The sequence below is a fragment of the Streptomyces sp. PTL18 genome (genome assembly GCF_059510295.1).
The window spans coordinates 138,513-165,450 of record NZ_JCAJZO010000003.1 but is presented as its reverse complement, the minus strand read 5'-3'; the positions used below and the strand labels follow the sequence as shown (position 1 = coordinate 165,450).

Here is a 26,938-nt window from a genome sequence, read left to right as displayed (position 1 = left end):
CCAGTGGGTCCCAAGAGGAGCCTGGGCTCCGTCACTTGGGCGGTCTGAGCCGCGGTCCTGAGTATTCCTACTCAGGACCGCGGCCGCCCTTCGAAGGAGTCTGTAGGCATGGACACGCCCTACACAGAGCCCAGGCCCATCGCGCCGCGCGTATCCGGAGCGGCTGTCACCGGCGCGGTACTGGCCTGGGGTGCCTGCCGCTTCTTCTCCTGGGTCGAGCAGTACAGCAAGCAGGCATGTGAGACGACGGACGGCCTCTGCCTCACCTGGTGGGATCTCGCCGTCGTCCCCCTCACGTTCGCGACAGCGCTGATCACGCTGATCGTCGTCTACGGACTGCTGGACATCAGGCCACGGCTCGCGGTCCTCCCGCCGACGATCGTGCTGGCGCCCATCCCCCTCGCCGCCGCCCAGACGAGCGCCGGCTGGTGGGCTGCCACCGTCGTGGGCGGAGCGTGGGCGTGTTTCCTCGCGCTTGCCGCGTGGAGCCGCTACAGGGTCCTGGGCCTGTCCGTCGCAGCCGCGCTCCTCCTCGGATCGCTTGCGGTGCTGTACGGCTGACACGGCCTCACCGCGGCACCCGACAGCACCCGGGGCTCCTGACGGGATGTCACGCCGCCCACCGATCCGCCCTTCGTGAGGCGGCCGTTGCGGCCGGAGCGCGCAACGCCCGTGCGGAGGGTGAGCCCGGCTTCGCCGTGATCTGGACGACCTCCTGGTCGTCCTCCGGTACGAGGAGGACGTCGCAGTTCAGGCGCAGTCTGCCCACCGAGGGGTGGTCGACGGCTTTGGTGCGGTGGCCGGGGGCGTGGATCGGGTGGCTTTCCCGGATCCGGCGGAATTTCAGGATCCGGCGGAATTCCTCGCTGCCGGTGTGCAGTTCGGCCGGCAGGGCGGCCGGCTCGGCGTCGGGGCAGCGGTCCGCGGCGCGGCGCAGTCGTGCCACCACGGTGTGCCCGAACTGCTCGGCCCTGGTGCTCTCGTACATGCGGCCCCGGCCGAGGAAGCGGCGGCGGGCCAGGTTCGTGGTGCCGCGGCCGAGGTCGGCGCCGAGCAGCGCCTGCGCGAGCGGGTTCCAGGCGACGAGGCCGCAGGACGCGTCGGTGACGATCGCTGCGGCCTCCGGCAGCCGCTGCGGCATGCGGGCCACGTGCGGGCGCACCTGCCGCAGGGCGCTCATGCCGGGCGGTGCGCTGGTGCCGGCCGGGCGGAACAGGTGCCCTCTTCGCCGTTGAGGCGGCTGAGCAGGCCGAGCAGCGTCTCCCGGTCCGTGTCCGGCAGGGCGGCGAAGCATGTGGCGAGTACTTCCTCGGCGACCTTGCCGCCCCTCGTCAGGACCTGTTCGCCGGCGGATGTCAGGTGGTGCTCGATGCGGCGGCCGCGACCCGGGCGGCGTTCGATCAGGCCCTGGGTGGTGAGGCGGGTCGCGAGCGTGCCGAAGGCCTGTTCGGTCTGGAAGGTCGCCGTGGCCAGTTCGCGGGCCGACGCCCCGGGGGAGCGGCTGATCGCCCGGAGGGCGTCCCACTGGGCGAGCGTGGTGCCGACGGCCGCGAGGGCGCTGTCGAGGGCCCGGTGCTGCCGGTACTGGGCTTGCTTGATCGCCCTGCCGAGGGCTTGCAGGTCGCCGAGATCGCCGCGCGTGGAGTGCATGGGGCAAGTCTACCCAGTGACTGAGCTAGCTTAAATAAAGATACTTAGTTACTGTGGTCGCATGCAGACGAAGACCACAGCGGTCGTCTACGACGACCTGTCCCTCACCTTGTCGGAAGCCGGCCACGGCAGGCCGGTCCTGGTCCTGCACGGCGGCGGGGGGCCGGCCACGGTGGCCGGGCTGGCCGCGCGCCTCTCCGAGAGCGCGCACACCCTCACACCCGTGCACCCCGGATGGGACGGCACCCAGCGGCCCGCATGGCTCACCGGTGTCGACGACCTCGCCCTCGCGTACCTGGACCTTCTGCGCGGCCGCGGGTCGGCCGACGTCCTCGTCGTCGGCTCCTCGCTCGGCGGCTGGATCGCCGCCGAGATGGCCGTACGGGACACGGCCGGGATCATCAGCGGCCTCGTCCTGATCGACGCCGTCGGCGTGCACATCGAGTCGGAACCGATCACCGACTTCTTCGCCCTCGACGCCCGCGGCGTCGCCGAGCACTCCTGGCACGACCCGGACCGCCACTACGTCGACCCGGCCACGCTCCCGGCCGACCAACTCGCCGTCCGCCAGGCCAACGTGGCCACGCTGCGCGCCCTGGCCGGTGACCCCTACATGCACGACCCCAAGCTGCTGCGCCGATCGGGCCGGGTCCGGGTTCCCGCCCTCCTCCTCTGGGGCGAGAGCGACCGTATCGTCAGCCCCGCCTACGGCGCCGCGTTCGCCAGGGCCTTCGGTGACGGCCGGCTCGAGGTCGTCCCGAAGGCGGGCCATCTGCCGCACATCGAGCAGCCGGACGCCACCTTCGCGCACATCGCCGCGTACATGGAGGAGCGGGTGCCGCTCGTCACACACGAGTGACACCCGCCCCAAGCGGCCGCGACCAGGCGTCAGGCGAACACGCCCGGCCGGCAGTCGCCCGCCGGCTGCGAGCGGCACCCGCCCCTTGCCGCTCCCGCCGCGGGGGAGAACCGGGTCACACGGGGATCACCCGGCCCTCGCTCCGCGGTCAGGGGCTCGATCGTGCGTGCGGCGGCGCCGGTGTCACGCTGCCGGTGTCAGGTCCGCCTTTCCGAACAGCAGCGCGTATCCGGAGGGGAGTTGGCGGATCAGACGAGTCGTCAGGTCGTCTCCCACCAGGGCGGGCAGCGTGCCGAGGACCGCGCTGACGTCCCAGCGTGCCGTCGCCGGTGTGGCGCCCTCGATCCGGGTGGCCACCGCGTCCACGAACTCGGGCGCCGTCAGCGGCCGTGTCACCGGGATCTGCGAGGCGATCAGGCGCGCCGCCTCCTCGGGGAGGCGGTGGGCCAGTTCCACGCGCTCGTCGCCGATCACATGGCCGCCGAGGGCGGAGAGCACGATACGGATGATGCGCTCCGCCTCCTTGACGGTCGCGTACTGGCCGGATTCCTGCACCGCGTCGACCAGCCGGGACCAGCCGGGCCGGGACGTCGCCTCCGCCGTGACCGGTGCGTCCACCATGGCCGTTGCGCCCGCCCTGGCCGGTGCGCCCGCCCTGACCGGTGCGTCCAACGTGACCGGTGTCTCCACCGTGGTCGTCGTGTCGACGGGGCCCGTCGTCACCTTGCCGAGCGTGCCGGTCATCGCCGTACCCGTCGCCGCCGCGCTCGTCGTGGTCGTTCTCATCCTGCGCGTACTCCTCCAGTTTCGCTTCCCACCCGGTCGCCTCCCGGGTACCCGGTTACCGCTGCCCGTCCCATGGGCTTTCGGACACGGGACGGGCACCTTTCGGCGGTTGTCAGCTGCTGAGCTGCTTGGGCTTGTCGCCACCGGTGATCTGGATGCGGCGCGGCTTGGCCTCCTCGGCGACGGGGATGCGGAGGGTGAGGACGCCGGCGTCGTACGAGGCCTCGATGCGCTCCGTGTCCAGGGTGTCGCCCAGGAACAGCTGACGGGTGAAGGTTCCGGTGGGACGCTCGGCCACCACCATGTCGGCGCCCTCGGGGGCCGGGGAGCGGCGCTCGGCGCGGACGTTGAGGACGTGGCGTTCGACGTCGAGGTCGATCGACTCGGGGTCGATGCCGGGGAGGTCGAAGTGGACGACGAGTTCGTCACCGGAACGGTAGGCGTCCATCTGCATCGCGGAGGGGCGTGCGGTGGAGCCGAAGACCTGCTGCGTGAGCCGGTCGAGCTCGCGGAACGGATCCGTGCGCATGAGCATCACAGGTCACTCCCTTCGTCAGGCGCTGCGTGTGCGATGCCCTTTACGTCTTCTTATATAGCGCGGAGGCAGAAAGTTGACAAGCTCCGACTCAAGTTGGTGCGACTGCGGCGGCGCGCCCAGCAGCACCCTGCTCCCGGGCGCTCCCCTGCGCGGAGTTAGCCTCATCCCGCCGGAACGATGATCGGGAGGAAGACTGCGATGGCGAAGGTTCCTACGGCCCTGGTGGCCGCGAGTGGGCTCGTCGGCGGCTACGGGGTCGCCCGCTGGACCAGGAAGCGGCAGCTGGGCGGAGCCGTGCTGGCCGTCGCGGGTGCAGCGGCCGCGCAGCGGTGGCGGCGGCAGGCCGGGGGTGCGGCGGCGGGGGCGCTGACCGCCGCGTACGTCGCCGCCTTCGCCGGATCGCACCCGCTGGCCAAGAAGGTGGGGGCGTGGCCCTCGGTGTTCGGAGTGGCCGGGGCCGTGGCCCTGGCGTCCTGGGCCGTGGCCGACCGGCGCGGCTAGGACAGACGGGCCCCCTCGCGACACGGCCACCGCCGAGCGACCCTCGCGACACGGCCACCGCCAAGCGGGGCGGGCCGCTCGCGACGCGACCACCGCCGAGCGGGCCCCCCTCGCGACACGGCCGCCGTCGTCGTCATCGAGGGAGGCGAAGGCCGCTCATCTGGAACGCCGGCGGTACGGCGTACCGCCGGTGCCCGGCCTGTGCCGTTACGGCGCGCTCGCCGCCGGTGGGGCCGTGGGGCCCTCGGTGCCGGGGGTCCGGCGGGAGGGCCGGGCGCCCTGGGCGGCCGTCCTGGCCCGGCCCGCCACAGCCGTCAGCGGGCGGGCGATGTCCTCCAGCGAGCGCCGTTCGGCCCGTACCGCCAGTGCCGCCGCGACCAGGCCGGCCCCGCACATCAGGGCCGCGCCGATCGAGAAGGCCAGGACCGTGTCGCCGACCCTGCCCGTGCCGGTGAGGTGGGCGAACAGGAGCGGACCGCTGATGCCGCCGGCCGCGGTGCCGAGGGCGTAGAAGAAGGCGATGGACATCGCCCGGGTCTCCATCGGGAAGATCTCGGAGACCGTGAGGTAGGCGCTGGAGGCGCCTGCCGAGGCGAAGAACAGCACCGCGCACCAGCAGGCCGTGAGGGTGGCCGCGCCCAGCGAGCCCCGGTCGAACAGCCAGGCCGTGCCGAACAGCAGCAGGCCCGAGAGCAGGTACGTCGAGGAGATCATCACCCGGCGGCCGACCGTGTCGAACAGGTGGCCGAGCAGCAGCGGACCGCAGAAGTTGCCGACCGCGATGACGGCGAAGTAGTAGCCGGTGTGGTCGGCCGGCACGTTGAAGAACTTGGTCAGGATCGCGCCGAAGCCGAAGGTGATCGCGTTGTAGAGGAACGCCTGGCCGATGAAGAGGGAGAAGCCGAGGACGGCCCGCTTGCGGTACTGGCCGAAGACGGTGCGGGCGATCTCCGCGAAGCTCACGCTCCTGCGCTGGTGGATCTCCAGCTCGCCGCCGTCCGGCTCGGGCAGCCGCTCGCCCTTCTGCTCCTCGACCTGCCGTTCGATGGCGGAGACGATCTCCTCCGCCTCCCGGTCCCGGCCGTGGATCAGCAGCCAGCGCGGGCTTTCCGGGACGTGCCGCCGCACCAGCAGGATGACCAGGGCCAGGACGGCGCCGAGGGCGAAGGTCAGCCGCCAGCCGACGTTCGCCGCGAGGAAGGACGTGTTCAGGGCGGGGATCGACAGCAGCGCGCCGGCCACGGCACCCACCCAGAAGCTGCCGTTGATGATCAGGTCGACGCGGCCCCGGTACTTCGCCGGGATCAGTTCGTCGATCGCGGAGTTGATGGCCGCGTACTCTCCGCCGATGCCGAAGCCGGTCAGGAAGCGGAAGAGGAAGAACCACCAGGCCTGGAAGGACACCGCGGTCAGGGCGGTGGCGGCGAGATAGACCGCAAGAGTGATCATGAAGAGTTTCTTGCGGCCGAACCGGTCGGTCAGACGGCCCCAGAACAGGGCGCCGAAGCAGGCGCCCGCCACATACAGGGCGGCCGCGACACCGGTGACCTGGCCCGAACTGATCGCCAGGCCGCTGCCGGGCTCCGACAGACGGCTGGCGATGTTACCGACGACCGTGACCTCCAGGCCGTCGAGGATCCACACCGTGCCGAGGCCGATCACGATCGTCCAGTGCCAGCGTGACCAGGGCAGACGGTCGAGACGGGCGGGTATGGCGGTGGTGACCGTGCCAGGGCGTGGCGCGGTGGTCGACATGGCTCCCTCCTCAGGGGCGCCGGGTGGCGCCGCACGCGCCCCGGGTTCCCGCGCCGGCGCCGGTTACGCCCCGAGCGCCCGTGACACCGTGTAGATCAGCAGCCCGGCCAGCGAGCCCACCACCGTGCCGTTGATCCGGATGAACTGCAGGTCCCGGCCGATGTGCGCCTCGATCTTGCGGGTGGTGTGGCCGGCGTCCCAGCCCGCGACCGTGTCCGTGATCAGGGAGGTGATCTCCCTGCGGTAGGTGGTCACGACGTGCACCGCCGCCCCCTCCACCCAGGAGTTCACCTTCCCCTGCGTCCTGGGCTCGGTGGCCATGCGCGCGCCCAGCGACAGCAGCGACGCCCGCACCCGCAGCCGCAGCTCGCTGCGCTCGTCCTCCGCCGCCGAGACGATCATGGATCGTACGGCCGTCCAGGCGGACGCGATCAGGTCCTGCACCTCGCCGCGGCCCAGCACCTCGCCCTTGAGCCGCTCCACGCGGGCCCGGGTGTCGGTGTCGGACTGCAGGTCGGAGGCGAAGTCGGCGAGGAACCGGTCGAGGGCGCCGCGCGCCGGGTGCGTGGGCGCGTCCCGCATCTCGGTGACGAAGCGGAGCAGCTCCTTGTAGACCCGTTCGCCGACCTTCTTGTCCACGAAGCGGGGTGTCCAGCCGGGGGCGCCGCCCTGGACGGCGGCCATCACCTGGTCGTCGTGCAGGACGAGCCAGTCGTGGGCGCGGGCGCAGACCAGGTCGACGATCCGTTTGTGGCCGCCGTCCGCGACGACGCGTTCGAGCAGTTTGCCGAGCCCGGGGGCGATCTCCTGGGCGTCGGCGCGGCGGGTGATGGCCTCGCCCACCACCGCCTGGACGTCGGAGTCGCGCAGCACGGTCAGGGCACCGCGCAGGGCCGTCGCCAGCTCCGCCGTGACCCGGTCGGCGTGCTCCGGGTCGGCGAGCCAGGCACCGAGGCGGCTCGCGATACCGACGGCGCGCAGCCGCTGCCGTACGACCTCCTGGGACAGGAAGTTCTCCCCGACGAACTCGCCGAGGGAGACGCCCAGCTGGTCCTTCTTGTTGGGGATGATCGCCGTGTGCGGGATCGGCAGGCCGAGCGGGTGACGGAAGAGGGCCGTGACCGCGAACCAGTCGGCGAGCGCGCCGACCATGCCGGCCTCGGCGGCCGCCGCGACATAGCCCGCCCAGGGGCCCGCGCCCGAGTTCTGCGCCCATCTGGCCAACGCGTACACGACCGCGACGAGCAGCAGCAACCCGGTGGCCGTGCCCTTCATGCGGCGTACGCCCCGGCGCTTCTCCTCGTCGGCAGGGCTGAAGGAGGTCATCGCCCGGCCGGCGGCGACGTCCACGTCGGGGCGGGCCCGCTGCCGCACCGTCACCTCGTCGTCGGTCTTCGTCCGTTCCATCCACTCCACCCGTCCGCGTCCCCCGTACACATTGTCCCTTCCCGACCGACTCCTGGAACGGAACAGGAGTTCCCCACATCGGGTCCGGAGCGGGAAGATTCCGGGGCTTTCCGGAGTTACGTCAGAGGTTTCGTCCAGGAGCCGGCCCAGGGCCGCGTCGGTCACCTGCGCCCCATGACGCATCATGGGAATGATCAAAAACGGAGCCTTGGGTTCCGCTCGCCCTAGGAGACAACGCATCCGCATGACCAGGAAACACGGTTATGCCCTGCTGGCGGCTGTCCTGACGATCGTGCTGACCGTCTCGGCCGCCATATACCTCGGGGTCACGGCCGGCGACGGCAGTCGCCGCAGCACACTCGCCGTCGCCCGGCCGACCCCGCCGGACGCCGCCGCACCCGCCTCCACCGGCATCTGGGTGAGCGCCTGGGCGGCCTCGCCGTCCGGGGCCGAGCCCGGCACCCGGGCCACCGGAACGGCGGGCAGGTCCGTACGCAACGTCGTCCACGTCGGCGTCGGCGGGACGGGCGCCCGGATCACGCTGTCCAATCTCTACGGCGGGCAGCCCCTGAGCATCACGCACGCCTCGATCGCCCTCGCCGCCACGGACGGCACCGCGCGGGCGGCCGACGGCAGCATGCGCCGGCTCACCTTCGGCGGCCTGCCCTCGGTCGTCATCGCCCCCGGCGATCAGGTGATCAGCGACGCCGTACGGATCGTCGTCCCGCGCGGTGCGGACGTCCTGGTGACCACCTACTCCCCCACCCCGTCCGGCCCGGTCACCTACCACCGGTACGCCCGCCAGATCTCCTACGTCGCCCAGGGCGACCGCACCGAGGACACCAGCGGCCTGCCCTTCACCACCCCGACCCTCTCCTGGCGCTGTCTGACCGCGCTCGACCTGCTCAGCAACGAGGCGACGGGCACCGTCGTCGCGTTCGGCGACTCGATCACCGACGGCATCACCTCCACCGTGGGCGCCGACCGCCGCTGGACGGACGTGCTGTCCGAGCGGCTGCGCCAGGCGGCCGGACGGGATGACGTGCCCCGCTACACCGTGGTCAACGAGGGCATCAGCGGCAACGAGGTCCTGGCGAGCGGCGGGGGCCGGCCGGCCGACAACCCGAGCGGTCTGAGCCGCTTCGGCCGCGACGTGCTGGAGCGCACGAACGCCAAGGTCGTCGTCATCGACCTCGGCGTCAACGACATCCTCCACGACCCCGGCCACGCCGACCCCGACCGGATCACCGCGGGCCTGCGCACCCTCGTCCGCGAGGCCCACGCCCGCGGTCTGAAGGTCGTCGGCGCCACGCTGACGCCGTTCGAGGGCCACCGCCTCTACCGGGCCGACCGCGAGCAGGTGCGCCAGGCCGTCAACGCGGAGATCCGTTCGGGCACCGTGTTCGACGCGGTCGTCGACTTCGACCGGGCGCTGCGCGACCCCTACGACCCGCGCCGGCTGCGCCCCGACTACGACTCGGGCGACCACCTCCACCCCAGCGACCGGGGCTTCAGGAGGATGGCGGAGGCCGTCGGCCTGACCTCGCTCCTGGGCACCGCGCCCGCCGAGCTGTAGGGGCCGGCGCCGGACTGCAGACGCTGACCCCGTTCACCAGCCGCCGTGACGGCGCCGGTCGCGCTCCTCGCGCCGCGCCTCACGGCGCTCGCGGTACTGCTCGCGCCGCTCCTCGCGGCGTTCACGCATCCACTCGCGGTGCTCCTCGAGCGCCCTGTGGGCGTCGAGCAGGCCCTCCAGGCCCTCTCGGGGGGAGTTCTCCAGTTCCCCGCGGCCGGCTCCGCGCTCCAGCTTCTCCTGGCGCCGCTGCTCCTTCAGCCGCTGCCGCCCGGCCTTGGTCAGCTTGCGCTCGACAGCGACCCCGCCCCAGAACGCGAACCCGGTGACGACCACGCGCGGCGCGCCCGGCTCCCCCGGCACGCCCTCCTCGCGGTGGTCGAAGCCGCCCATGATGCCGATGCCGCGCACGACCACCTCGACACCGGGTGGCACGATCACGTTCATCCCGCCCATGATCGCGACGCAGTTGATCTCGACCTCGCGGTCCGCGAAGTCCGCCTCCCTGAGGTCGATCTCACCGCCGCCCCAGAAGGCGAAGCAGTTGAACCGCTTCGGCACCCGCCAGCGCCCCTTGCGCTGGAACCCGGACATCACGGCGACCGCCCACGAGGACGATCCCTCGCCACCGGTGATCCGCCCGGCCCAACCGCCGCTCGGCGCCGGTTCCTTGCTCAGGGACACGACCGGCGGTGTGACACCCGCGGCCGGCAGGTCCCGGGTGATCGGCGCCAGTTCGCGGTACGTCCGCGCCCTGTACGTCGCCTCCAGCCGCTCCTCGAACTCCTCCATGTCGAGACGGCCCTCCGCGAGGGCGTCCCTGAGGACCTCGGCGACACGTTCACGATCGGCGTCGGAGGCGCGCAGATCCGGATCCGGGAGGCGGGTGTGCGGCGCCGGCCGCTGCTCGTCGCTTCCCCCGTGAGACACAGCGTCGGTCATGGGCGTCAGCCTACGAGTTCGCGGCGCCCCCGACCACGCCCACGCCCTCCCCCGCCTTCTCCGCGTACATCTTCGCGATCACCGCCTCGATGTCCGGTTCCCGCACCGAGAGGTCCACCAGCGGATACTCCTCCGCGATCCGCGCCACCAGCGGCGCCGCCGACTGCGACGCCGGGAACGCGAGCCACTGCCGTGGTCCCTCCACCCGCACCACGCGCGCGGGCGGCGCCTGGATCGGCGGCAGCTCCCGCTCCAGGTCGACCACCAGGGTGCGTTCGCTGTCGCCGACCTCGTGCAGCCCGGCGAGCGGGCCGTCGTACATCAGCCGGCCGTGGTCGATGACCATCACCCGGGAGCACAACTGCTCGATGTCCTGCAGGTCGTGCGTGGTCAGCAGCACCGTCGTACCGCGCTCGGCGTTCACCTCCCGCAGGAACTCCCGCACCTTCGCCTTGGAGATGACGTCCAGCCCGATCGTCGGCTCGTCCAGGTACAGCACCTCCGGGTCGTGCAGCAGCGCTGCCGCGATGTCGCCGCGCATCCGCTGGCCCAGCGACAGCTGCCGTACCGGCACGTCCAACAGGGCGCCCAGCTCCAGGAGTTCGACCAGTCGGTCGAGGTTCTCGCGGTAACGGGCGTCGGGGATGCGGTACATCCGGTGCATCAGCCGGTAGGAGTCGACCAGCGGCAGGTCCCACCACAGGGTCGTACGCTGCCCGAACACCACGCCGATGCGCTGCGCCAGCCGGGTCCGCTCGCGGGAGGGGTCGATGCCGGCGACCCGCAGCCGGCCGCCGCTCGGGGTGAGGATCCCGGTCAGCATCTTGATCGTGGTGGACTTCCCGGCACCGTTCGGCCCGATGTAGCCGACCATCTCGCCGCGTGCCACGGTGAAGGAGATCGAGTCCACGGCCCTCACCTGCCGCCGCTCGCTCTTCAGGAACCCGGTCCTCTTGCGCACGTCGAAGACCTTCCCGACGCGGTCGAGTTCGATGAAGCCGCTGCTCATGATCCCCTCTCAGCTCCCCGTACTCCGGTACGAACGCAGTCCCGCCCGCCATGCCAGCCCCGCGAGCGCACAGCAGCCCACCGCGACCAGCGGCGGTGTGAAGGCGACCCAGGACGGCAGGTCGAGCGGATAGGGCCGGCCCAGCACGTACAGCGCGGGCAGCCAGTTGACGAAGGCGAGCGGCAGCACGAACGTCACCCCGCGCACCAGATCCTTCGCGAACACGGTGGGCGGGTACTGCAGCAGTGTGGTGCCGCCGTACGTGAACGCGTTCTGCGCCTCGGAGGCGTCCTGCGCGACGAACTGGAAGGCCCCGCCGGCCACGAACACCGCACAGAAGATCGCGCCACCGCTCAGCAGCGCCAGCGGCACCATCAGCACCCTCAGCGGTGTCCAGGAGACGTCCAGCACGGCGACGGCGTACCCGAGGACCAGCGCGCCCTGCGTGACCCGGCCCAGGCGCCGCAGGGCGAAGCGGTCCGCGGCGACCTGCGCGATCACCGGCGCCGGCCGCACCAGCAGGGTGTCCAGCGTGCCGTCGCGCACCCGCCGCCCCAGCCGGTCCATCGAGCCGATCGCGAGGTCGGCGAGGCCGAAGGCGGTCGTGGACAGGCCGTACAGGAAGGCCACCTCGGGCAGGCCGTAGCCGCCGAGGCGGTCGACCCGCGAGAACATCAGCATGATCGCGACAAAGTCGAGCGCGGTGCCGGCGAAATTGCCGAACGTCGTCATCAGGAAGGAGGCGCGGTAGGCCACGGTGGAGCGGATCCACATGGCGACGATCAGGAAGTAGGCACGCATTCCCTCGCGCACCGGGCCGTGGACCTGCGTGCGCACCGGGCCGTGGACCTGCGTGCGCACCGGGCCGTGCGGCTCCGTGCCCCTGAACGCGGTGTCAGCCACCCTGCACCACCACCCGCCGCGTCGCCGCCGACTGCACCAGCCGCCCCACGGCCAGCAGCACCACCGCCCAGGCGCCCTGGAAGGCGTACGTGGGCAGGGGATCCGCCGTGCCGAGCAGCACGTCCAGGGGCGCCTGGAGCAGCGACGACCAGGGCAGCACCCGGACGATGTCGCCGAGCGCCCCGGGAAAGACGTTCAGCGGCAGCAGCATGCCCGAGCAGAACATCGCCGTCAGCCAGGAGATGCTGGCCACTCCCGCGCCGTCCAGCAGCCAGAACGCGGTGAGCGCGACGACGAACCGGATCGCGAAGCTCACCACCACCCCGAAGGCGACCGCGACCAGGAAGGCCAGCCAGGTCAGCGGGCTCGCGGGCAGCGCGAGCGGGAACAGCAGCGCGCCCACCGCCAGCGGCACCACGCCCCGGCCGAGCAGATGGAACAGCGCGCGCCCCAGGTCCGCGGCCAGCCACCACAGCTGCAGGTCGGCGGGGCGGTACAGGTCGATCGCGATGTCGCCGGTGCGGATGCGTTCGATCAGCTCGTCCTCGAAGCCGCCGCCCATCACCGAGACGGTCATCAGCAGTGCCTGACCCGTCCACACGTACGTCAGCGCCTGGCCCTCGTCGTAACCCCCCAGGTGCGGCCGTTCGTGCCACAGGGCCAGGTAGGTGTATGCCAAGATCAATCCGAAGACCGTGTTGGTGAACACCCCGGCCGCGGTCGCGGTCCGGTAGGTGGCGTACCGCCGGAAACCACCGGCGGCGACAGCGGTGTACAACCGCCCTGCCCCCACGGGAGCCCTCCCTTCGACGCGTGCCGGGCGAAGCGCAGGAGCCTAGCGCGCGGACGAAGTGGCGTACCACACGTTTTTCCCGCAGGCCCGTCCCTCGTGCCGGGAACTGGAACGCAAGGTGCGACAGTCTTCATCAGGGGATGCAGATGGCGTACGAGGACGTACGGGAACGTACGACGCGAAACGGGAGTCCGGCACCACGATGAGCGACGAGCCACAGCCGCAGAAGAGCAGCCAGGGCGTGGCGTCCGGAGAACCGCCGACGGCACCTGTCGCGGTGGTCCCCGGCGACGGCCCGAGGCGGCCGGGGCGCACGGGATGGCGCCGGCTGATCCCGACCTGGAAGACGGTGCTCGGCACCCTCCTGGCGGGCCTGCTGCTCCTGATCGGACTGTTCGCACTCGGCTACTACACGGTCAAGATCCCGGCGGCCAACGCGGCGGCGACCAAGCAGAGCAACGTCTACCTGTACGCGGACGGCAGCGAGCTGGCCCGCGACGGCTCCATCAACCGGGAGAACGTCAGGCTCGCGCAGATCTCCAGGGCCGCGCAGCACGCCGCACTCGCCGCCGAGGACCGCGACTTCTACACCGAGTCCGCCGTCGACCCCCAGGCCATGGTCCGGGCGGCCTGGAACACGGCCACCGGCAAGGGCAAGCAGTCCGGCTCGACGATCACCCAGCAGTACGTCAAGAACTACTACCTCGAGCAGCAGCAGACCGTCACCCGCAAGGTGAAGGAGTTCTTCATCGCGATCAAGCTGGACCGCGAGAAGAGCAAGGACGAGATCCTCGAGGGCTACCTCAACACGAGCTACTTCGGCCGCAACGCCTACGGCATCCAGGCCGCCGCCCAGGCCTACTACGGCGTCGACGCCAAGGACCTCGACGTCGGCCAGGCCGCCTACCTCGCCGCCCTGCTCAACGCCCCCAGCGAGTACGACGTCGTCGCGCACCCCGAGAACAAGGGCGCGGCCCTGGCCCGCTGGAACTACGTCCTCGACGGCATGGTCAAGAAGGGCTGGCTGAGCGCCGCCGAGCGCCAGAAGGTGACCTTCCCCATGCCCCGCCAGCAGGTCCACGCCTCGGGAATGTCCGGGCAGCGCGGCTACCTGGTCGAGGCGATCAAGGACTACCTCACCAGCAACAAGATCATCGACGAGGACACCCTGGCCCGCGGCGGATACCGCATCACCACCACGCTGGAGAAGTCCAAGCAGGACGCGTTCGTCAAGGCCGTCGACGACCAGGTGATGAACAAGCTCGACAAGAAGAACAACAAGGTCGACCGGTACGTCCGCGCGGGCGGCGCCGCCATCGACCCGGCCACCGGCAAGGTCCTCGCGATGTACGGCGGCATCGACTACACCAAGCAGTACGTCAACAACGCCACCCGCCGCGACTACCAGGTCGGCTCCACGTTCAAGCCGTTCGTGTTGACCTCCGCCATCGAGAACGGCTCCCGCACCCAGGACGGCGTCACCATCACCCCGAACACGGTGTACGACGGCACGGACAAGCGGCCCGTGCAGGGCTGGTCCGGCGGTCCCTACGCGCCGGAGAACGAGGACAACGTCTCCTACGGCCCGATCACCGTCCGCGAGGCCACGGACAAGTCCGTGAACGCCGTGTACGCGCAGATGGCGGTGGACGTCGGCCCGTCCGGCGTCAAGCAGACCGCGGTCGGTCTGGGTGTGCCCGCGAACACGCCCGACCTGCAGCCCTACCCGTCGATCGCGCTCGGCACGGCCACCGCGAGCGTCCTGGACATGACGCAGGCGTACGCGACCCTCGCCAACCACGGCAGGCACGGCGCGTACACACTGGTCGAGAAGATCACCAACGGCACTGAGGACATCGCGCTGCCGCAGCAGTCCGTGAAGCAGGCCGTCAGCCGTGAGGCGGCCGACACCACCACGTCGGTCCTGCAGAGCGTGGTCGACAACGGCACCGCGACCGCCGCACAGGGCGCCGACCGGCCCGCCGCGGGCAAGACCGGCACCGCGGAGGAGGACCAGGCCGCCTGGTTCGCGGGCTACACCCCGCAGCTGGCCACCGTGGTCGCGGTGATGGGTCAGGACCCGGACACCGGCAAGCACAAGTCGCTCTACGGCGCGATGGGCCTGGCCCGCGTCAACGGTGGCGGCGCGCCCGCGCAGATCTGGGCGCAGTTCACGAAGGACGCGCTGCAGGGGCAGCCGGTGAAGGACTTCGACCTGCAGCTCCAGCCGGGCGCGGACCAGACGCCGGAGCCCCCGAGCGCCGGGCCGTCGGACCAGCAGCCGGGCACCACGGGCGACCAGTCGAACGGCGGCGCCACGGGCGGCCAGTCCCCCACGCCGGGCCAGAACCAGGGCCAGACCCAGGGCCAGACGACGGGCGGCACCCCCGGCACGGGCGGCACGACGACGGGCGGCACCCCGGGCAACGGCGGCACGACCACCGGCGGGCCCACCGGCACGGGAGGCACGACCGGCAACGGCGGCACCACCGGGACCGGAGGCACCACCGGGGGCGGCGGCACCACCGGGACCGGAGGCACCACGGGAGACGGCGGTACCAGCGGCACGGGAACCACCGGGGACGGCGGCACCACCGGCACCGGGGGCACGACCACCGGGGCGGGGGCGCTGAGTGCGCCGAGCCGGAGGTCTTAGCGCCAGGTCCCCGGCGCAGGGAACGGCCCGTACCGGATCGCTCCGGTGCGGGCCGTTACCGCTGGAGACGGTCAGATGCCCAGATCCTTGATGATCTTCGCCACGTGGCCCGTCGCCTTCACGTTGTACAGGGCACGCTCGACCTTGCCGTCCTCGTCCACGATCACCGTGGAGCGGATGACGCCGACGACCGTCTTGCCGTACAGCTTCTTCTCGCCGAAGGCGCCGTACGCCTCCAGCACCTTCTTGTCGGGGTCCGCGAGCAGGGTGACCTTCAGGGACTCCTTCTCACGGAACTTCCCGAGCTTCTCCGGCGTGTCCGGGGAGACGCCGATGACGTCGTAGCCTGCTCCCGCCAGCAGCTGGAGGTTGTCCGTGAAGTCGCACGCCTGCTTGGTGCAGCCCGGGGTGAGCGCCGCCGGGTAGAAGTACACGATGACCTTGCGGCCCTTGTGGTCGGCCAGGGAGACCTCGTTGCCGTCGGCGTCCGGCAGGGTGAAGGCGGGGGCGGTGTCGCCGGGCTGGAGTCGCTCGCTCATCGATACCTCACGGGGCAAGGGGCGGGTCACGTGGATCACGCGGGTTACTCGGGTTACCCGAGGAGCCTAATCTCCTTCCGGACCCCCACGGGGGTGCCGGGGAGCCCCTTCGGCGCGGAGCTGACAGACTGTCGAGCACAGAATCAGGAAAATGCGCCGGACACGTCGCACACGACCACGGAGGAAGCGCGGTGACGGACACGTCGAGCACACCGGACACCAGGACTCCGGCCGAGATCGAGGCGGACATCAAACGCCGCCGCGAGACGCTGGCCGAGACGCTCGACGAGATCGGCGTCCGGGTGCACCCGAAGACCATCGTCGGGGACGCCAAGGCCAAGGTCGTCTCCAACATCGACCACACGTTCGGCCGGGCCTATGTGGGCGTCAACCGGGTCGTCAGCGAGGTCAAGGGCCAGCTGGTCACGGAGGAGGGCGCGCCGCGGCTGGAGCGCATCGTGCCCGTGGCGCTGGTCGTGGTCGGTGTCGTGAGCCTGTTCGCGCTGGGCTCCCGGCGGCGCAGGGACTGACCCGGGCGCGCGCGAGGCGGTCGAAGGCAGGTAGGTTCAGGGCGTGAGCGAGAAGACCCACCACGACAAGTTGCCCATCCGGATGCTGCACGACCGCGTGCTGGTGCGGCAGGAGACCGGCGAGGGCGAGCGCCGCTCCGGCGGCGGCATCCTCATCCCCGCGACCGCGGCCGTGGGCCGGCGCCTCGCCTGGGCGGAGGTCGTCGCGGTCGGGCAGAACGTACGGACCGTGGAACCGGGCGACCGTGTCCTGTTCGACCCGGAGGACCGGGCCGAGGTGGAGGTGCGCGGGATCGCGTACGTCCTGATGCGCGAACGCGACCTGCACGCGGTGGCGGCGGACCGCTTCGAGGGCGCGGAGGACTCCACGGGGCTGTACCTGTAAAGGTGGCCGAGGGGCCGGCGACACACCTGTCGCCGGCCCCTCGGCGTCGCCGCCCACTGTCGGCCCCCTTGGCCCACTGCGCCCGGGCGCTCGAACTGCCGTGCCGTGACGGCGATATGGCGGGTACCGAAGGGTGGGGGGCCAGCGGGGCGAGCGGCGTCACCCGTACACTGAACGGCACCAAGCGGCACGCGAAGGTGCGACGTCCGTTTTGGGGCGGTCGTGGCGAAATCGGCATACGCGCGGGTTTTAGGTGCCCGTGGGAGAAATCCCGTGTGGGTTCGAGTCCCACCGGCCGCACATGGACATGGCATGACGAAAGGCCCGGTCCGGGCAGGGTGCTTTCCAGGGACCGGGCGTTTCACGCAATCGGCCTCAGCCGAGCAGCTCCCGCAGCGCCGGTACCAGTGCCCGGAACGCCTTGCCCCGGTGGCTGATCGCGTTCTTCTCCTCGGGGGTCAGTTCCGCGCAGGTGCGCGTCTCGCCCTCGGGCTGGAGGATCGGGTCGTAGCCGAATCCGTTCGCGCCGGTGGGCTCGTGGCGCAGGGTGCCGCACAGTCGGCCCTCGACCACCCGTTCCGTGCCGTCGGGGAGCGCGAGGGCCGCCGCGCAGGCGAAGTGGGCGGCGCGGTGGGCGTCGTCGATGTCCGAGAGCTGGGCCAGCAGCAGGTCGAGGTTGGCCTTGTCGTCGCCGTGGCGGCCCGCCCAGCGGGCGGAGAAGATGCCCGGTGCGCCGTTCAGGACGTCGACGCACAGGCCGGAGTCGTCCGCCACCGCAGGCAGGCCCGTGGCGCGAGCCAGCGCATGGGCCTTGAGCAGGGCGTTCTCGGCGAACGTCACGCCCGTTTCCCTGACGTCGGGGATGTCGGGGCAGGCGTCCGCGCCGACGAGGTCGTGCGGGAGGCCCGCTTCGGCGAGGATCGCCCTGAGTTCGGTGATCTTTCCGGCGTTGCGCGTGGCGAGGATCAGGCGGGTCATGGGACCAGTATCCGTGGGCGGTCCGCGACCGCGGCGCCCGCCTGCCGGTCTGCCGCCGGAACAGGCACTAGGAGGGCGTGCAGACCTTCGTCAGTTCGCCCGCCGCGTTCGTCACCGGGGCCACGTCGGGGGTCTTGTCACCGGTCCTGATCGCGTCCCGGACGCCGGTGACCGCCTTGTGCAGGTCGTCGACCGCCTTGTTGACGTCGACGTCGTCCGTCCTGTCGCCGATCTTGTCGAGGTTCTTCTCGATGGAGTTCAGGGCGTCGTCCGTGCGGGCCGGGTCGTTCGCCGCGTTCTCGACGGCCTGCTGGAGGTCGGTGACGCCGTCGGCTATCGCGTCTGCGGTCTGGACGCAGTCGACGGCCTTGTTCACGGCGTCACAGCCCGCACTCGCGCCCACGGCGGCGAGGACGGCGACGGCCGCGAACGCGGCGGTGGGGTTGCGTCGGCGGTGGCGCGAGGCCATGGAGCGGTTCCCTCCACGTGGGTGGTCGGAGTGGGGCGCACGGTGTCGTCCGTGCGCCCCACCCGGGTCACTCCTGAAAACGCCGCCGGGCGCTACGCGGTTGCCTCCAGCGCCGCCCGCTGCATCGCCGTGAGCTGTTCGCAGCCCGCCACGGCGAGGTCGAGGAGGGCGTTCAGTTCCGCGCGGGCGAAGGGTTCCGCCTCCGCCGTGCCCTGGACCTCGACGAAGCGGCCGTCGCCGGTGCAGACGACGTTCATGTCGGTCTCGGCGCGGACGTCCTCCTCGTAGCAGAGGTCGAGGAGCGGTACACCGGCCACGATGCCCACGGAGACGGCCGAGACGGTGCCGGTCAGCGGCTGCCGGGTGGCCTTGACCAGCTTCCTGCGCTGTGCCCAGGCGACCGCGTCGGCGAGCGCGACGTACGCGCCGGTGATCGCGGCGGTGCGGGTGCCGCCGTCGGCCTGGAGGACGTCGCAGTCGAGGACGACGGTGTTCTCGCCGAGCGACTTGGTGTCGACGACGGCGCGCAGGGAGCGGCCGATCAGGCGGCTGATCTCGTGCGTACGGCCGCCGATCCTGCCCTTGACCGACTCGCGGTCGCCGCGGGTGTTGGTGGAGCGGGGCAGCATGGCGTACTCCGCGGTGACCCAGCCCTCGCCGCTGCCCTTGCGCCAGCGCGGCACGCCCTCGGTGACGGAGGCGGTGCAGAGGACCCTGGTGTCGCCGAAGGAGACGAGGACGGAGCCCTCGGCGTGCTTGCTCCAGCCGCGCTCGATGGTGACCGGGCGGAGCTGTTCGGGGGTACGGCCGTCGATTCGAGACATGGCGCCGAGCCTATCCGTATCCGCGTCAGGGGCCTCTCCCGCGGCGGGAGAAACCCCTGGCCACCCGCGTGCGCGTACGGGTGTGCGGGACCGCGTGAGCCGGGGCTCACATCATGTCTTCGATCTCCGCGGCGATCGGGTCGGCGTCGGTGCCGATGACGACCTGGATGGCGGTGCCCATCTTGACGACGCCGTGGGCGCCGGCGGCCTTCAGAGCGGCCTCGTCGACCAGCGAGGCGTCGTGGACCTCGGTGCGGAGCCGGGTGATGCAGCCCTCGATCTCGTCGATGTTGTCGATGCCGCCGAGCCCGGCAACGATCTTCTCAGCCTTGCTGGCCATGTCCCTACTCCCTGAGCCGAACCGCTGTGTCGAAACTGGTCTACACCACCCCGGGAACGGCCGCAAAGCACCGGGCGAGAACACGGCACCCATCTACGTGGCCTTTATCACGAGTGCGGCATTTGCCCCTCGTCCTTCCGGAGCCGGAGAATTCATGGGTTCCTTATCCCGCCTTCACCGTGCTACAACAGGTCTACACCACAGGTGGTGTAGACCACACGGGGGCTGTCCACCCCGTTCACCTCCCCCTTTCCCGTTTCCCGGCAGCTCCCCGGCACATGGAGGAAGTATGAGCACCGCCACCGCGACATCGGCGGCCCCCGCGAAAAAGCGGGGCTCCGGTCTGTTTCAGGGCCTGCAGAAGGTCGGCCGCAGCCTGCAGCTCCCCATCGCCGTGCTGCCGGCGGCCGGCATCCTGCTCCGGCTGGGGCAGCCCGACGTGTTCGGCGACGACGGACTCGGCTGGCACAAGGTCGCGTCCGTCTTCGCGACCGCGGGCGGCGCCGTGTTCGACAACCTGCCCCTGCTGTTCTGCGTCGGCGTCGCGATCGGCTTCGCCAAGAAGTCGGACGGCTCCACCGCGCTCGCGGCCCTGGTCGGCTTCCTCGTCTACAGCAACGTCCTCAAGGCGTTCCCGCTGACCGAGCAGCACATCGAGAACGGCAAGATAGTCGAGGCGACGTACAACAACCCGGGCGTCCTCGGCGGCATCCTCCTGGGTCTGCTGTCCGCCGTGCTGTGGCAGCGGTTCCACCGCACCAAGCTGGTGGACTGGCTCGGCTTCTTCAACGGCCGCCGGCTCGTCCCGATCATCATGGCGTTCGTCGGTACGGTCTTCGGCGTCTTCTTCGGCCTGGTCTGGAAGCCGATCGGTGACGGCATCTCCGACATCGGCAAGTGGATCACCGGCCTGGGCGCCGTGGGCGCGGGTCTGTTCGGTCTGGTCAACCGCGCGCTGATCCCGGTCGGCATGCACCAGTTCGTGAACGCCGTGTCCTGGTTCCAGATCGGCGACTACAAGAACTCCGCGGGCGTCATGGTGCACGGTGACCTGAACCGCTTCTTCGCCGGTGACCCGACCGCCGGGCAGTTCATGTCGGGCTTCTTCCCGATCATGATGTTCGGTCTGCCGGCCGCCGCGCTCGCCATCGCGCACACCGCCCGCCCGGAGCGCCGCAAGGCCGTGATGGGTCTGATGGTCTCCGTCGCGCTGACGTCCTTCGTCACCGGTGTCACCGAGCCGATCGAGTTCTCGTTCATGTTCATCGCCCCGGTGCTGTACGGGATCCACGCGGTCCTCACCGCGCTGTCCATGGCGATCACCTGGGCGCTCGGCGTCCACGCGGGCTTCACGTTCTCGGCCGGTGCGATCGACTACCTGCTGAACTGGAACCTCGCCACCAAGCCCTGGCTGATCATCCCGATCGGCCTGGTGTTCGCGGCGATCTACTACTTCGTCTTCCGGTTCGCCATCCTCAAGTTCGACCTCACCACCCCGGGCCGCGAGCCCGAGGAGGAGGTCGAGGACCTGACGAAGGCCTAGCGCCGGCAGTCCCCCGCAGGGCCCCGGAACCAGTGGTTCCGGGGCCCTCACACATGTGCGGGGCGATTCGGGACTCCTGGGACTCCGCCCTTTCCGGGCGGGCAGTTCCTGCTCGCCCGGAAGACGAAGAGACCGCTGCCTCCCGGGGAGGCGGCGGTCACCGTCGGGGCGTTCGGAGCCCGGGGACGCCCGTCGGGGTCTGCGGACGGACGCGTCAGATCTCGTACGTCGCCCGTGGCGCCGCCAGCTCCACCGGCCCCGGATAGACCGCGCGGGCGTCGGTCAGGTTGACCTGGGGGTCCGTCCACGGCGGGATGTGCGTGAGGACGAGACGGCGGGCCCCGGCGCGAGTGGCGCTCTCGCCCGCCTCACGGCCGTTGAGGTGGAGGTTCGGAATGTCCTCCTTGCCATGGGTGAACGCGGCCTCGCACAGGAACAGGTCGGCGTCGCGCGCGAGTTCGTCCAGGGCCTCGCTCACCCCGGTGTCGCCCGAGTAGGTGAGCGACCTGCCGCCGTGCTCGATCCGGATGCCGTACGCCTCCACCGGGTGGCGTACGCGTTCCGTGTGCACGGTGAAGGGGCCGATCTCGAACGTGCCCGGCTTGACCGTGTGGAAGTCGAAGACCTCGCTCATGGAGGAGGCCGACGGGGGGTCGCCGTAGGCGGTCGTCAGACGCTGCTCGGTGCCCTCCGGGCCGTAGACCGGGATGGGCGCGCAGCGGCCGCCGTCGTGGCGGTAGTAGCGCGCGACGAAGTAGGCGAGCATGTCGATGCAGTGGTCGGCGTGCAGGTGGCTGAGGAAGATCGCGTCAAGGTCGTAGAGACCGCAGTGGCGCTGCAACTCGCCCAGGGCGCCGTTGCCCATGTCGAGCAGCAACCGGAAGCCGTCGGCCTCGACGAGGTAGCTCGAGCAGGCCGATTCCGCGGACGGAAACGACCCCGAGCAGCCGACGACGGTGAGCTTCATAGAGCTGGAACCTCCGTGGCAGGACGTGCGGAAGGCAGGGACGGTGACGGGGGTCGTGCGGTCCGTCGAGCGTAAGGCGCAAAAGGATCGGTAGCTCCTCCACCAGGGGCCGTTGTGGGGGAACTCACCTGTGGTGTCACCGGTTCGGCTGGAACAAGGGCGCGCGCGGCGCACAATACGGCGCACTTGAGTTGCGGAAGGCGGGCAATGGGGCGAACCCGCCGGTACCGTCATCCGTATGGACACGTCGTGGTGGCTCGCGCTGGCGGCGGTGGTGCTGCTCGCGCTGGTCGCGACGCTGGTGGACGGATGGGGGCGCGGGCGGCGTCACCGTGCCGCGGCCGCACGCCCACCGGGGCGTGCCCGGGCGCATCCGCGGCCGGCCGAGATCTGGTGGGCGAGCGTGCCCTACGGGGACCGGCCCGGCGGCAAGGAACGGCCGTGCCTGGTGCTGACGGTGCGCGGGGACAGCGCGACGGTCGCCCGGATCACCAGCCGGTACCACGACGAGCGGCCGGGCGTGATCCCGCTTCCGCCGGGGTCGGTCGGTGACGTCCAGGGGCGGCCCGGCTTTCTGGAGACGGACGAGCTGCGGGACGTGCCGCTGTGGGACTTCCGGCACCGGGTGGGGGTGGTGGACCCCGCGCTGTGGGACCAGGTGCGGTACCTGGCGGGGTGAGCGCGTCGACGGCGTTCATGCGGGTCTCACGGCTTGGTCACGGTGACCGTGACGGTCCACTGCTGGATGCCGAGGCACGACGTCTGGCCGGGGCGCTTCGCGCACAGCGGGCGGGTGGCCTTGAGCTGCGCGGTGCCGGGCGCGACGGCGTCGAAGGCGGCCACGGCGTCGCCCGGCTGGACGACGAAGCCGGCGTTGGTGGCCTTCAGCGCCGTGCCGGTGGCGGTGACGGGGGTCCAGGGGCGGTCCTTGGTGCCGTCCAGGGTGAGGCGGAGCTGTCCGCCGGTGGTCAGACACACGGTGCGGCCGGTGTCGGCGGCGGTGAGCTGGACGTGGGGTGCGCAGCCGGTGGGGGTGGCCGTGGGGGACGGCGCACCCGAGGAGGGCGCGGAGGTGGAGGCCGGCCCGGAAGCGGACGGGGACGCCGGAGCCGGGGTCGAGCCGGACACCGACGGGGACGGCGACACCGCGCCGCTGCCGAAGGCGCCTCCCCCACTGTGCGTGCCGCAGCCCGCGAGGAGGAGCGCCGCTGCCGCGACGGCGATGGCGGTGGTCCGCTGAGCGGTGGTACGGCGCATGAGGGCCGCCTCTCGTTACTCGTGCCCGTGTGTGCCGATGTGACGTTTCTCCAGCGCATCAGGATCCCCACGCGCCCGCAAACGGGCCCCGGCCCACACGCCCGGCCGGGGCCCCTTCGCGCACGGGTGCGGTCAGCTCGTCGTCAGGGCGGTGTCGTCGATGACGAAGCTGGTCTGCAGCGAGGAGTCCTCCACGCCGCTGAACTTCAGGGTGACCGTGGACCCCGCGAACGAGGACAGGTCGAAGGACTTCTGGGTGTAGCCGGAGGTCGCGTTGAGGTTCGAGTAGGTCGCCAGGGTGGTCGAACCGGCGGTCACCGTCAGCTTGTCGTACGCGGTGCTGCCGGTCTCCGCGGTGTCGATGTGCAGGTAGAAGGTGAGCGTGGCCTTGCAGCCGGACGGAACGGTCACCGACTGGGACAGGGTGTCGGTGTGCGAGGAGCCGTACCCGTCGAGCCAGGCGTAGTAGGAGCCACTGCGCGCCGCCTCACCGCTGTCGTTGGTGATCACACCGCTGGAGGCGCTCCAGGTGGTGTTGCCCGACTCGAAGCCGGGGTTGCCGAGCAGCTGCGCCGAGCTGCAGGTGCCGCCGGAGGAGCCGACCGTCCAGGTGAAGGAGACCGAGCCGGAGGCACCGGTCGAGTCCTTGGCGGTGACGGTCACGCTGTAGGTGCCGGCGGTGGAGGCGGTGCCGGAGATCAGGCCGCTCGAGCTGTTGATCGACAGGCCGGTGGGCAGGCCGGTGGCGCTGTAGGTGAGGGTGGCACCCGCGCTGTCACTCGCCTGGATCTGCAGGCTGACCGAGCTTCCGGTCGTGGTGGACTGGTTGCCCGGGTTGGTGACGGACACGGTGTTGCCGGTGCTGCTGCCGGAGGCGAAGGCGGTGGTGCCGTTGGGGGTGCCCCAGCCGGTCGGGCCGTCGTAGCCGGTGCGCGCGGTGCAGAAGTACGAGGTCGAGCAGGAGCCGTTGCTGCCGCTGGTGACGTCGTTCAGGTTGCCGGTGTGGGAGTAGGGGTACTTCGCCGGGTAGTCGCTCGAGCCCGGGGTGCCCGCCAGGGCGTAGACACCGGCGACGATCGGGGAGGAGGCGCTGGTACCGCCGAAGACTCCCCAGCCGGAGCCGCCGTAGGTGTCGTAGACCGCGACACCGGTGGCCGGGTCGGCGACCGCGGAGACGTCGGCCTCCATGCGCTTGGAGCAGCCGGTGTCGGTCTGCCAGCTCGGCTTGGGGTCGTAGGCGGAGCAGCCGGAGCCGGTGCCCTCGGAGGAGCTGGTGTTCCAGACCCTCTCGCTCCAGCCGCGGGAGTTGGAGGCGGTGGTCAGCGCGGTGCCGCCGACGGCGGTGACGTACTGGGAGGTCGCCGGGTACTCGGCGCCGTAGCCGGAGTCGCCCGCGGAGACGGTGATCGCGACGCCCGGGTGCTTGAAGTACGAGGTGTCCTCGCTGGTCTGGGACGAGGACTCGGAGCCGCCCCAGCTGTTGGAGACGAACTTGGCGCCCAGCGAGACGGCCTCGTTCTCGGCTATACCGAGGTCGGTGTCGTTGGCGGAGTTGGCCTCGACGAGGATGATGTTGCAGTTCGGGCAGACGGCGCTGACCATGTCGATGTCGAGCGCCTCCTCACCGGCCCACCCGGAGTCGTTCGTGGGCAGCGAGGTGGTCGAGCCGGTCTGGCTGACCTGCTTGAAGCAACCGTTGGCCTTGGTGCACGCGGAGAGGCCGTACGTCGAGCGGTAGGTGGCCAGGTCCGACTCGGCGTTGGGGTCGTTGTAGGCGTCGACGATGGCGACGGTCTCGCCGGAGCCGCCGGTCGAGGGCAGGTTGTAGGCGCTGTGCAGGTTGGCCGGGCTCAGGCCGGAGGGCGCGGCGGCCGCGAGGGCGGAGGCCAGGCGCTGCCTGATGTCGGTGCGGCGCTGGGCGAAGCAGGACGCCTGTCCGGGCTTCGCGGTGGCGCACAGGTGCTGGGTCGCCACCTTCTGGCCGGCCTTGCCGGTCGCGTGGACGGTCTGCCGCTGGGGGTCGGTGAGCGCCCTGGCGTTCTGGGCCACGCGCGTGGTGTGCGCGGTGGCGGCGGGCGCGGTGGACGCGCCCGCGGACGGGGCCGCCAGGAACCCGGCGGCGGTGAGGGTGAGGGCCGGGACGGCGGCGGTCAGGAGTCTTCGAAGACTCCGGCGCCGCTTGTTCGGGCGTGACTCACGCATGGGGTGTTGCCTCCATCGAATCGAGGCCGGCACCGCGCGGGCCTGGGGAGGGCCGGACGCGGAACCACAGCCGGAAGTGGGGATTCAACAGCTGGGCGGCAGGCCTGTGACGCGCGTAGCGGCGGTGGGACGCACGTCATGGGCATGACACCTAGAACACCCTGCGATGTCGATGAACGTGACATGACAGGACGGCCAGAACGTAGCTCCGTCCGACAGCGAAAGGCTCCCCCGAAGGAAGATCTTTGCCGCGCCGTAGGCAACGCTTAGCCCCCTCATAGGAGGGGGTTGGCGCGCTCATGGCGGGAGGCGGCCCTCGGACGCAGACCAGGAACGGGCCCTCGGGCCCGGACTCGGCCCTCGGGCCCGGACTCGGCCCTCGGGCCCGGACTCGACCTCGAACCCGGAGCCGGCCCTCAGGCCCGGAGTCGACCCCCGGAATCGACCTCGGACCCGGGCTCGACCTCGGACCCGGGCTCGACCTCAGACCCGGGCTCGACCTCAGACCCGGGCTCGACCCTCAAGCCCGGAATCGACCCTCGGGCCCGGAATCGTCCTCGAACCCGGAGCCGGCCCTCAGGCCCAGAGCTGGCCCTGGAGCGTCTCGATGGCCTCTTCGGTCGTGGCGGCCGTGTAGACGCCGGTCGACAGGTACTTCCAGCCGCCGTCGGCCACGACGAAGACGATGTCGGCACTCTCGCCCGCGTTGACGGCCTTCTTCCCGACACCGATCGCGGCGTGCAGCGCGGCGCCGGTGGAGACACCCGCGAAGATGCCCTCCTGCTGGAGGAGTTCGCGGGTCCGGGTCACCGCGTCCGCCGAGCCGACGGAGAAGCGGGTGGTGAGGACGGAGGCGTCGTACAGCTCCGGCACGAAACCCTCGTCGAGGTTCCGCAGGCCGTACACCAGGTCGTCGTAGCGCGGTTCGGCGGCGACGATCTGGACGTCCGGCTTGTGCTCGCGCAAAAAGCGGCCCACGCCCATCAGGGTGCCGGTGGTGCCCAGTCCGGCCACGAAGTGCGTGACGGACGGCAGGTCGGCGAGGATCTCGGGGCCCGTCGTCGCGTAGTGCGCGCCCGCGTTGTCCGGGTTGCCGTACTGGTAGAGCATCACCCAGTCCGGGTGCTCGGCCGCCAGCTCCTTGGCGACGCGCACGGCGGTGTTGGAGCCGCCCGCCGCCGGGCTGGAGATGATCTCGGCGCCCCACATGGCGAGCAGCTCGCGGCGCTCCTGCGAGGTGTTCTCGGGCATCACGCACACCATGCGGTAGCCCTTGAGCTTGGCGGCCATGGCGAGGGAGATGCCGGTGTTGCCCGAGGTCGGCTCCAGGATCGTGCAGCCGGGGGTGAGCCGGCCGTCCTTCTCCGCCTGCTCGATCATGTGCATCGCGGGGCGGTCCTTGATCGAGCCGGTCGGGTTGCGGTCCTCCAGCTTGGCCCAGATCCGGACGTCGGGGGACGGCGACAGCCGCGGCAGGCGCACCAGAGGGGTGTTGCCCACCGCGGCCAGCGGGGAGTCGTAGCGCATGGAGA

Annotated in this window: 27 protein-coding genes, 1 tRNA gene and 1 pseudogene; 10 read left to right on the top strand and 19 right to left on the bottom strand. The window is 71.3% G+C overall.

Features of this window, described 5'->3' with window-relative positions; all coding sequences use genetic code 11:
- Positions 1-108 precede the first annotated feature (108 nt).
- Positions 109-561: a hypothetical protein gene (locus AC5WS8_RS07740; RefSeq protein ID WP_496102543.1), complete on the top strand. Its 453-nt coding sequence runs from the start codon at positions 109-111 to the stop codon at positions 559-561.
- 49 nt (positions 562-610) lie between these two features.
- Here the strand turns inward: AC5WS8_RS07740 and AC5WS8_RS07735 are convergent.
- Positions 611-1,225: pseudogene (locus AC5WS8_RS07735) on the bottom strand (MmyB family transcriptional regulator); the annotation flags it as partial.
- Positions 1,177-1,650: a MarR family winged helix-turn-helix transcriptional regulator gene (locus tag AC5WS8_RS07730; protein WP_496102542.1), complete on the bottom strand. Its 474-nt coding sequence runs from the start codon at positions 1,648-1,650 to the stop codon at positions 1,177-1,179. The gene AC5WS8_RS07730 and the pseudogene AC5WS8_RS07735, both read right to left, overlap by 49 nt.
- 61 nt (positions 1,651-1,711) lie before the next feature.
- Between AC5WS8_RS07730 and AC5WS8_RS07725 the strand changes: the two genes are divergently transcribed.
- Positions 1,712-2,509, top strand: a complete 798-nt coding sequence (locus AC5WS8_RS07725; RefSeq protein WP_496102541.1) for an alpha/beta fold hydrolase — start codon at positions 1,712-1,714, stop codon at positions 2,507-2,509.
- A 183-nt stretch (positions 2,510-2,692) separates the two neighbouring features.
- Here AC5WS8_RS07725 and AC5WS8_RS07720 read toward each other — a convergent pair whose 3' ends face one another.
- Both AC5WS8_RS07720 and AC5WS8_RS07715 read right to left on the bottom strand, forming a co-directional pair.
- Positions 2,693-3,130, bottom strand: coding sequence for a DUF2267 domain-containing protein (locus AC5WS8_RS07720; RefSeq protein ID WP_496102785.1), 438 nt, complete (start codon positions 3,128-3,130; stop codon positions 2,693-2,695).
- 277 nt (positions 3,131-3,407) lie between these two features.
- A complete protein-coding gene (locus AC5WS8_RS07715; protein ID WP_496102540.1) occupies positions 3,408-3,830 on the bottom strand; it encodes an Hsp20/alpha crystallin family protein in 423 nt (140 codons plus the stop codon).
- 201 nt (positions 3,831-4,031) lie between these two features.
- On the opposite strand from AC5WS8_RS07715, the gene AC5WS8_RS07710 reads away from it, so the two are divergent.
- Positions 4,032-4,334 carry a hypothetical protein gene (locus AC5WS8_RS07710; protein ID WP_468242062.1) on the top strand — a complete coding sequence of 101 codons (303 nt, stop codon included), beginning with the start codon at positions 4,032-4,034 and terminating at the stop codon, positions 4,332-4,334.
- A gap of 207 nt (positions 4,335-4,541) precedes the next feature.
- Here the strand turns inward: AC5WS8_RS07710 and AC5WS8_RS07705 are convergent, their stop codons facing one another.
- Positions 4,542-6,089, bottom strand: coding sequence for an MFS transporter (locus tag AC5WS8_RS07705; RefSeq protein WP_496102539.1), 1,548 nt, complete (start codon positions 6,087-6,089; stop codon positions 4,542-4,544).
- Between the two features lie 63 nt (positions 6,090-6,152).
- Complete coding sequence (locus AC5WS8_RS07700) at positions 6,153-7,496, bottom strand: DUF445 domain-containing protein (protein ID WP_496102538.1); 1,344 nt, start codon at positions 7,494-7,496, stop codon at positions 6,153-6,155.
- 244 nt (positions 7,497-7,740) lie between these two features.
- Between AC5WS8_RS07700 and AC5WS8_RS07695 the strand changes: the two genes are divergently transcribed.
- Positions 7,741-9,072, top strand: coding sequence for an SGNH/GDSL hydrolase family protein (locus AC5WS8_RS07695; RefSeq protein WP_496102537.1), 1,332 nt, complete (start codon positions 7,741-7,743; stop codon positions 9,070-9,072).
- A 33-nt stretch (positions 9,073-9,105) separates the two neighbouring features.
- On the opposite strand, the gene AC5WS8_RS07690 is transcribed toward AC5WS8_RS07695, so the two are convergent.
- The 4 genes from AC5WS8_RS07690 to AC5WS8_RS07675 form a co-directional block, all read right to left on the bottom strand.
- On the bottom strand, positions 9,106-10,011 hold the full coding sequence (locus tag AC5WS8_RS07690) for a DUF1707 SHOCT-like domain-containing protein (RefSeq protein ID WP_496102536.1): 906 nt from the start codon (positions 10,009-10,011) through the stop codon (positions 9,106-9,108).
- 10 nt (positions 10,012-10,021) lie between these two features.
- Positions 10,022-11,020, bottom strand: a complete 999-nt coding sequence (locus AC5WS8_RS07685; RefSeq protein ID WP_496102535.1) for an ABC transporter ATP-binding protein — start codon at positions 11,018-11,020, stop codon at positions 10,022-10,024.
- Positions 11,021-11,029: 9 nt separating this feature from the next.
- A complete protein-coding gene (locus tag AC5WS8_RS07680; RefSeq protein ID WP_496102784.1) occupies positions 11,030-11,821 on the bottom strand; it encodes an ABC transporter permease in 792 nt (263 codons plus the stop codon).
- A gap of 94 nt (positions 11,822-11,915) precedes the next feature.
- Complete coding sequence (locus AC5WS8_RS07675; RefSeq protein WP_496102534.1) at positions 11,916-12,716, bottom strand: ABC transporter permease; 801 nt, start codon at positions 12,714-12,716, stop codon at positions 11,916-11,918.
- A 202-nt stretch (positions 12,717-12,918) separates the two neighbouring features.
- Between AC5WS8_RS07675 and AC5WS8_RS07670 the strand changes: the two genes are divergently transcribed.
- Positions 12,919-15,372: a transglycosylase domain-containing protein gene (locus tag AC5WS8_RS07670; RefSeq protein ID WP_496102533.1), complete on the top strand. Its 2,454-nt coding sequence runs from the start codon at positions 12,919-12,921 to the stop codon at positions 15,370-15,372.
- Between the two features lie 71 nt (positions 15,373-15,443).
- Here the strand turns inward: AC5WS8_RS07670 and bcp are convergent, their stop codons facing one another.
- Complete coding sequence (bcp, locus tag AC5WS8_RS07665) at positions 15,444-15,911, bottom strand: thioredoxin-dependent thiol peroxidase (protein ID WP_496102532.1); 468 nt, start codon at positions 15,909-15,911, stop codon at positions 15,444-15,446.
- 191 nt (positions 15,912-16,102) lie between these two features.
- On the opposite strand from bcp, the gene AC5WS8_RS07660 reads away from it, so the two are divergent.
- From AC5WS8_RS07660 to AC5WS8_RS07650, 3 genes are all read left to right on the top strand, one after another.
- Complete coding sequence (locus tag AC5WS8_RS07660; protein ID WP_496102531.1) at positions 16,103-16,441, top strand: DUF3618 domain-containing protein; 339 nt, start codon at positions 16,103-16,105, stop codon at positions 16,439-16,441.
- A gap of 43 nt (positions 16,442-16,484) precedes the next feature.
- Positions 16,485-16,826 (top strand): GroES family chaperonin, encoded by a 342-nt coding sequence (locus tag AC5WS8_RS07655; RefSeq protein ID WP_181139332.1) that lies wholly within the window; start codon positions 16,485-16,487, stop codon positions 16,824-16,826.
- Between the two features lie 216 nt (positions 16,827-17,042).
- Positions 17,043-17,126, top strand: a tRNA-Leu gene (locus AC5WS8_RS07650).
- 75 nt (positions 17,127-17,201) lie between these two features.
- Here AC5WS8_RS07650 and rdgB read toward each other — a convergent pair.
- From rdgB to AC5WS8_RS07630, 4 genes are all read right to left on the bottom strand, one after another.
- Positions 17,202-17,804 carry an RdgB/HAM1 family non-canonical purine NTP pyrophosphatase gene (rdgB, locus tag AC5WS8_RS07645; RefSeq protein ID WP_496102530.1) on the bottom strand — a complete coding sequence of 201 codons (603 nt, stop codon included), beginning with the start codon at positions 17,802-17,804 and terminating at the stop codon, positions 17,202-17,204.
- A gap of 67 nt (positions 17,805-17,871) precedes the next feature.
- On the bottom strand, positions 17,872-18,273 hold the full coding sequence (locus AC5WS8_RS07640) for a hypothetical protein (RefSeq protein WP_496102529.1): 402 nt from the start codon (positions 18,271-18,273) through the stop codon (positions 17,872-17,874).
- A gap of 92 nt (positions 18,274-18,365) precedes the next feature.
- A complete protein-coding gene (gene rph, locus AC5WS8_RS07635; protein WP_496102528.1) occupies positions 18,366-19,097 on the bottom strand; it encodes a ribonuclease PH in 732 nt (243 codons plus the stop codon).
- A gap of 106 nt (positions 19,098-19,203) precedes the next feature.
- Complete coding sequence (locus AC5WS8_RS07630; RefSeq protein WP_043440579.1) at positions 19,204-19,437, bottom strand: PTS sugar transporter subunit IIB; 234 nt, start codon at positions 19,435-19,437, stop codon at positions 19,204-19,206.
- Between the two features lie 289 nt (positions 19,438-19,726).
- Between AC5WS8_RS07630 and AC5WS8_RS07625 the strand changes: the two genes are divergently transcribed.
- Complete coding sequence (locus AC5WS8_RS07625; RefSeq protein WP_496102527.1) at positions 19,727-20,980, top strand: PTS transporter subunit EIIC; 1,254 nt, start codon at positions 19,727-19,729, stop codon at positions 20,978-20,980.
- Between the two features lie 214 nt (positions 20,981-21,194).
- On the opposite strand, the gene AC5WS8_RS07620 is transcribed toward AC5WS8_RS07625, so the two are convergent.
- Entirely contained in the window at positions 21,195-21,947 is a 753-nt protein-coding gene (locus AC5WS8_RS07620; protein ID WP_496102526.1) for an MBL fold metallo-hydrolase, read from the bottom strand.
- 238 nt (positions 21,948-22,185) lie between these two features.
- Here AC5WS8_RS07620 and AC5WS8_RS07615 point away from each other — a divergent pair, with 238 nt between their 5' ends.
- Positions 22,186-22,626, top strand: a complete 441-nt coding sequence (locus AC5WS8_RS07615; RefSeq protein WP_496102525.1) for a type II toxin-antitoxin system PemK/MazF family toxin — start codon at positions 22,186-22,188, stop codon at positions 22,624-22,626.
- 26 nt (positions 22,627-22,652) lie between these two features.
- Here AC5WS8_RS07615 and AC5WS8_RS07610 read toward each other — a convergent pair whose 3' ends face one another.
- The 3 genes from AC5WS8_RS07610 to AC5WS8_RS07600 all read right to left on the bottom strand — a co-directional run bounded on the left by AC5WS8_RS07610 (position 22,653) and on the right by AC5WS8_RS07600 (position 26,933).
- Positions 22,653-23,204 carry a hypothetical protein gene (locus AC5WS8_RS07610; protein ID WP_496102524.1) on the bottom strand — a complete coding sequence of 184 codons (552 nt, stop codon included), beginning with the start codon at positions 23,202-23,204 and terminating at the stop codon, positions 22,653-22,655.
- A 132-nt stretch (positions 23,205-23,336) separates the two neighbouring features.
- On the bottom strand, positions 23,337-25,406 hold the full coding sequence (locus AC5WS8_RS07605; RefSeq protein WP_496102523.1) for a putative Ig domain-containing protein: 2,070 nt from the start codon (positions 25,404-25,406) through the stop codon (positions 23,337-23,339).
- 576 nt (positions 25,407-25,982) lie between these two features.
- A complete protein-coding gene (locus AC5WS8_RS07600) occupies positions 25,983-26,933 on the bottom strand; it encodes a PLP-dependent cysteine synthase family protein (RefSeq protein WP_496102522.1) in 951 nt (316 codons plus the stop codon).
- Between the last annotated feature and the right edge of the window lie 5 nt (positions 26,934-26,938).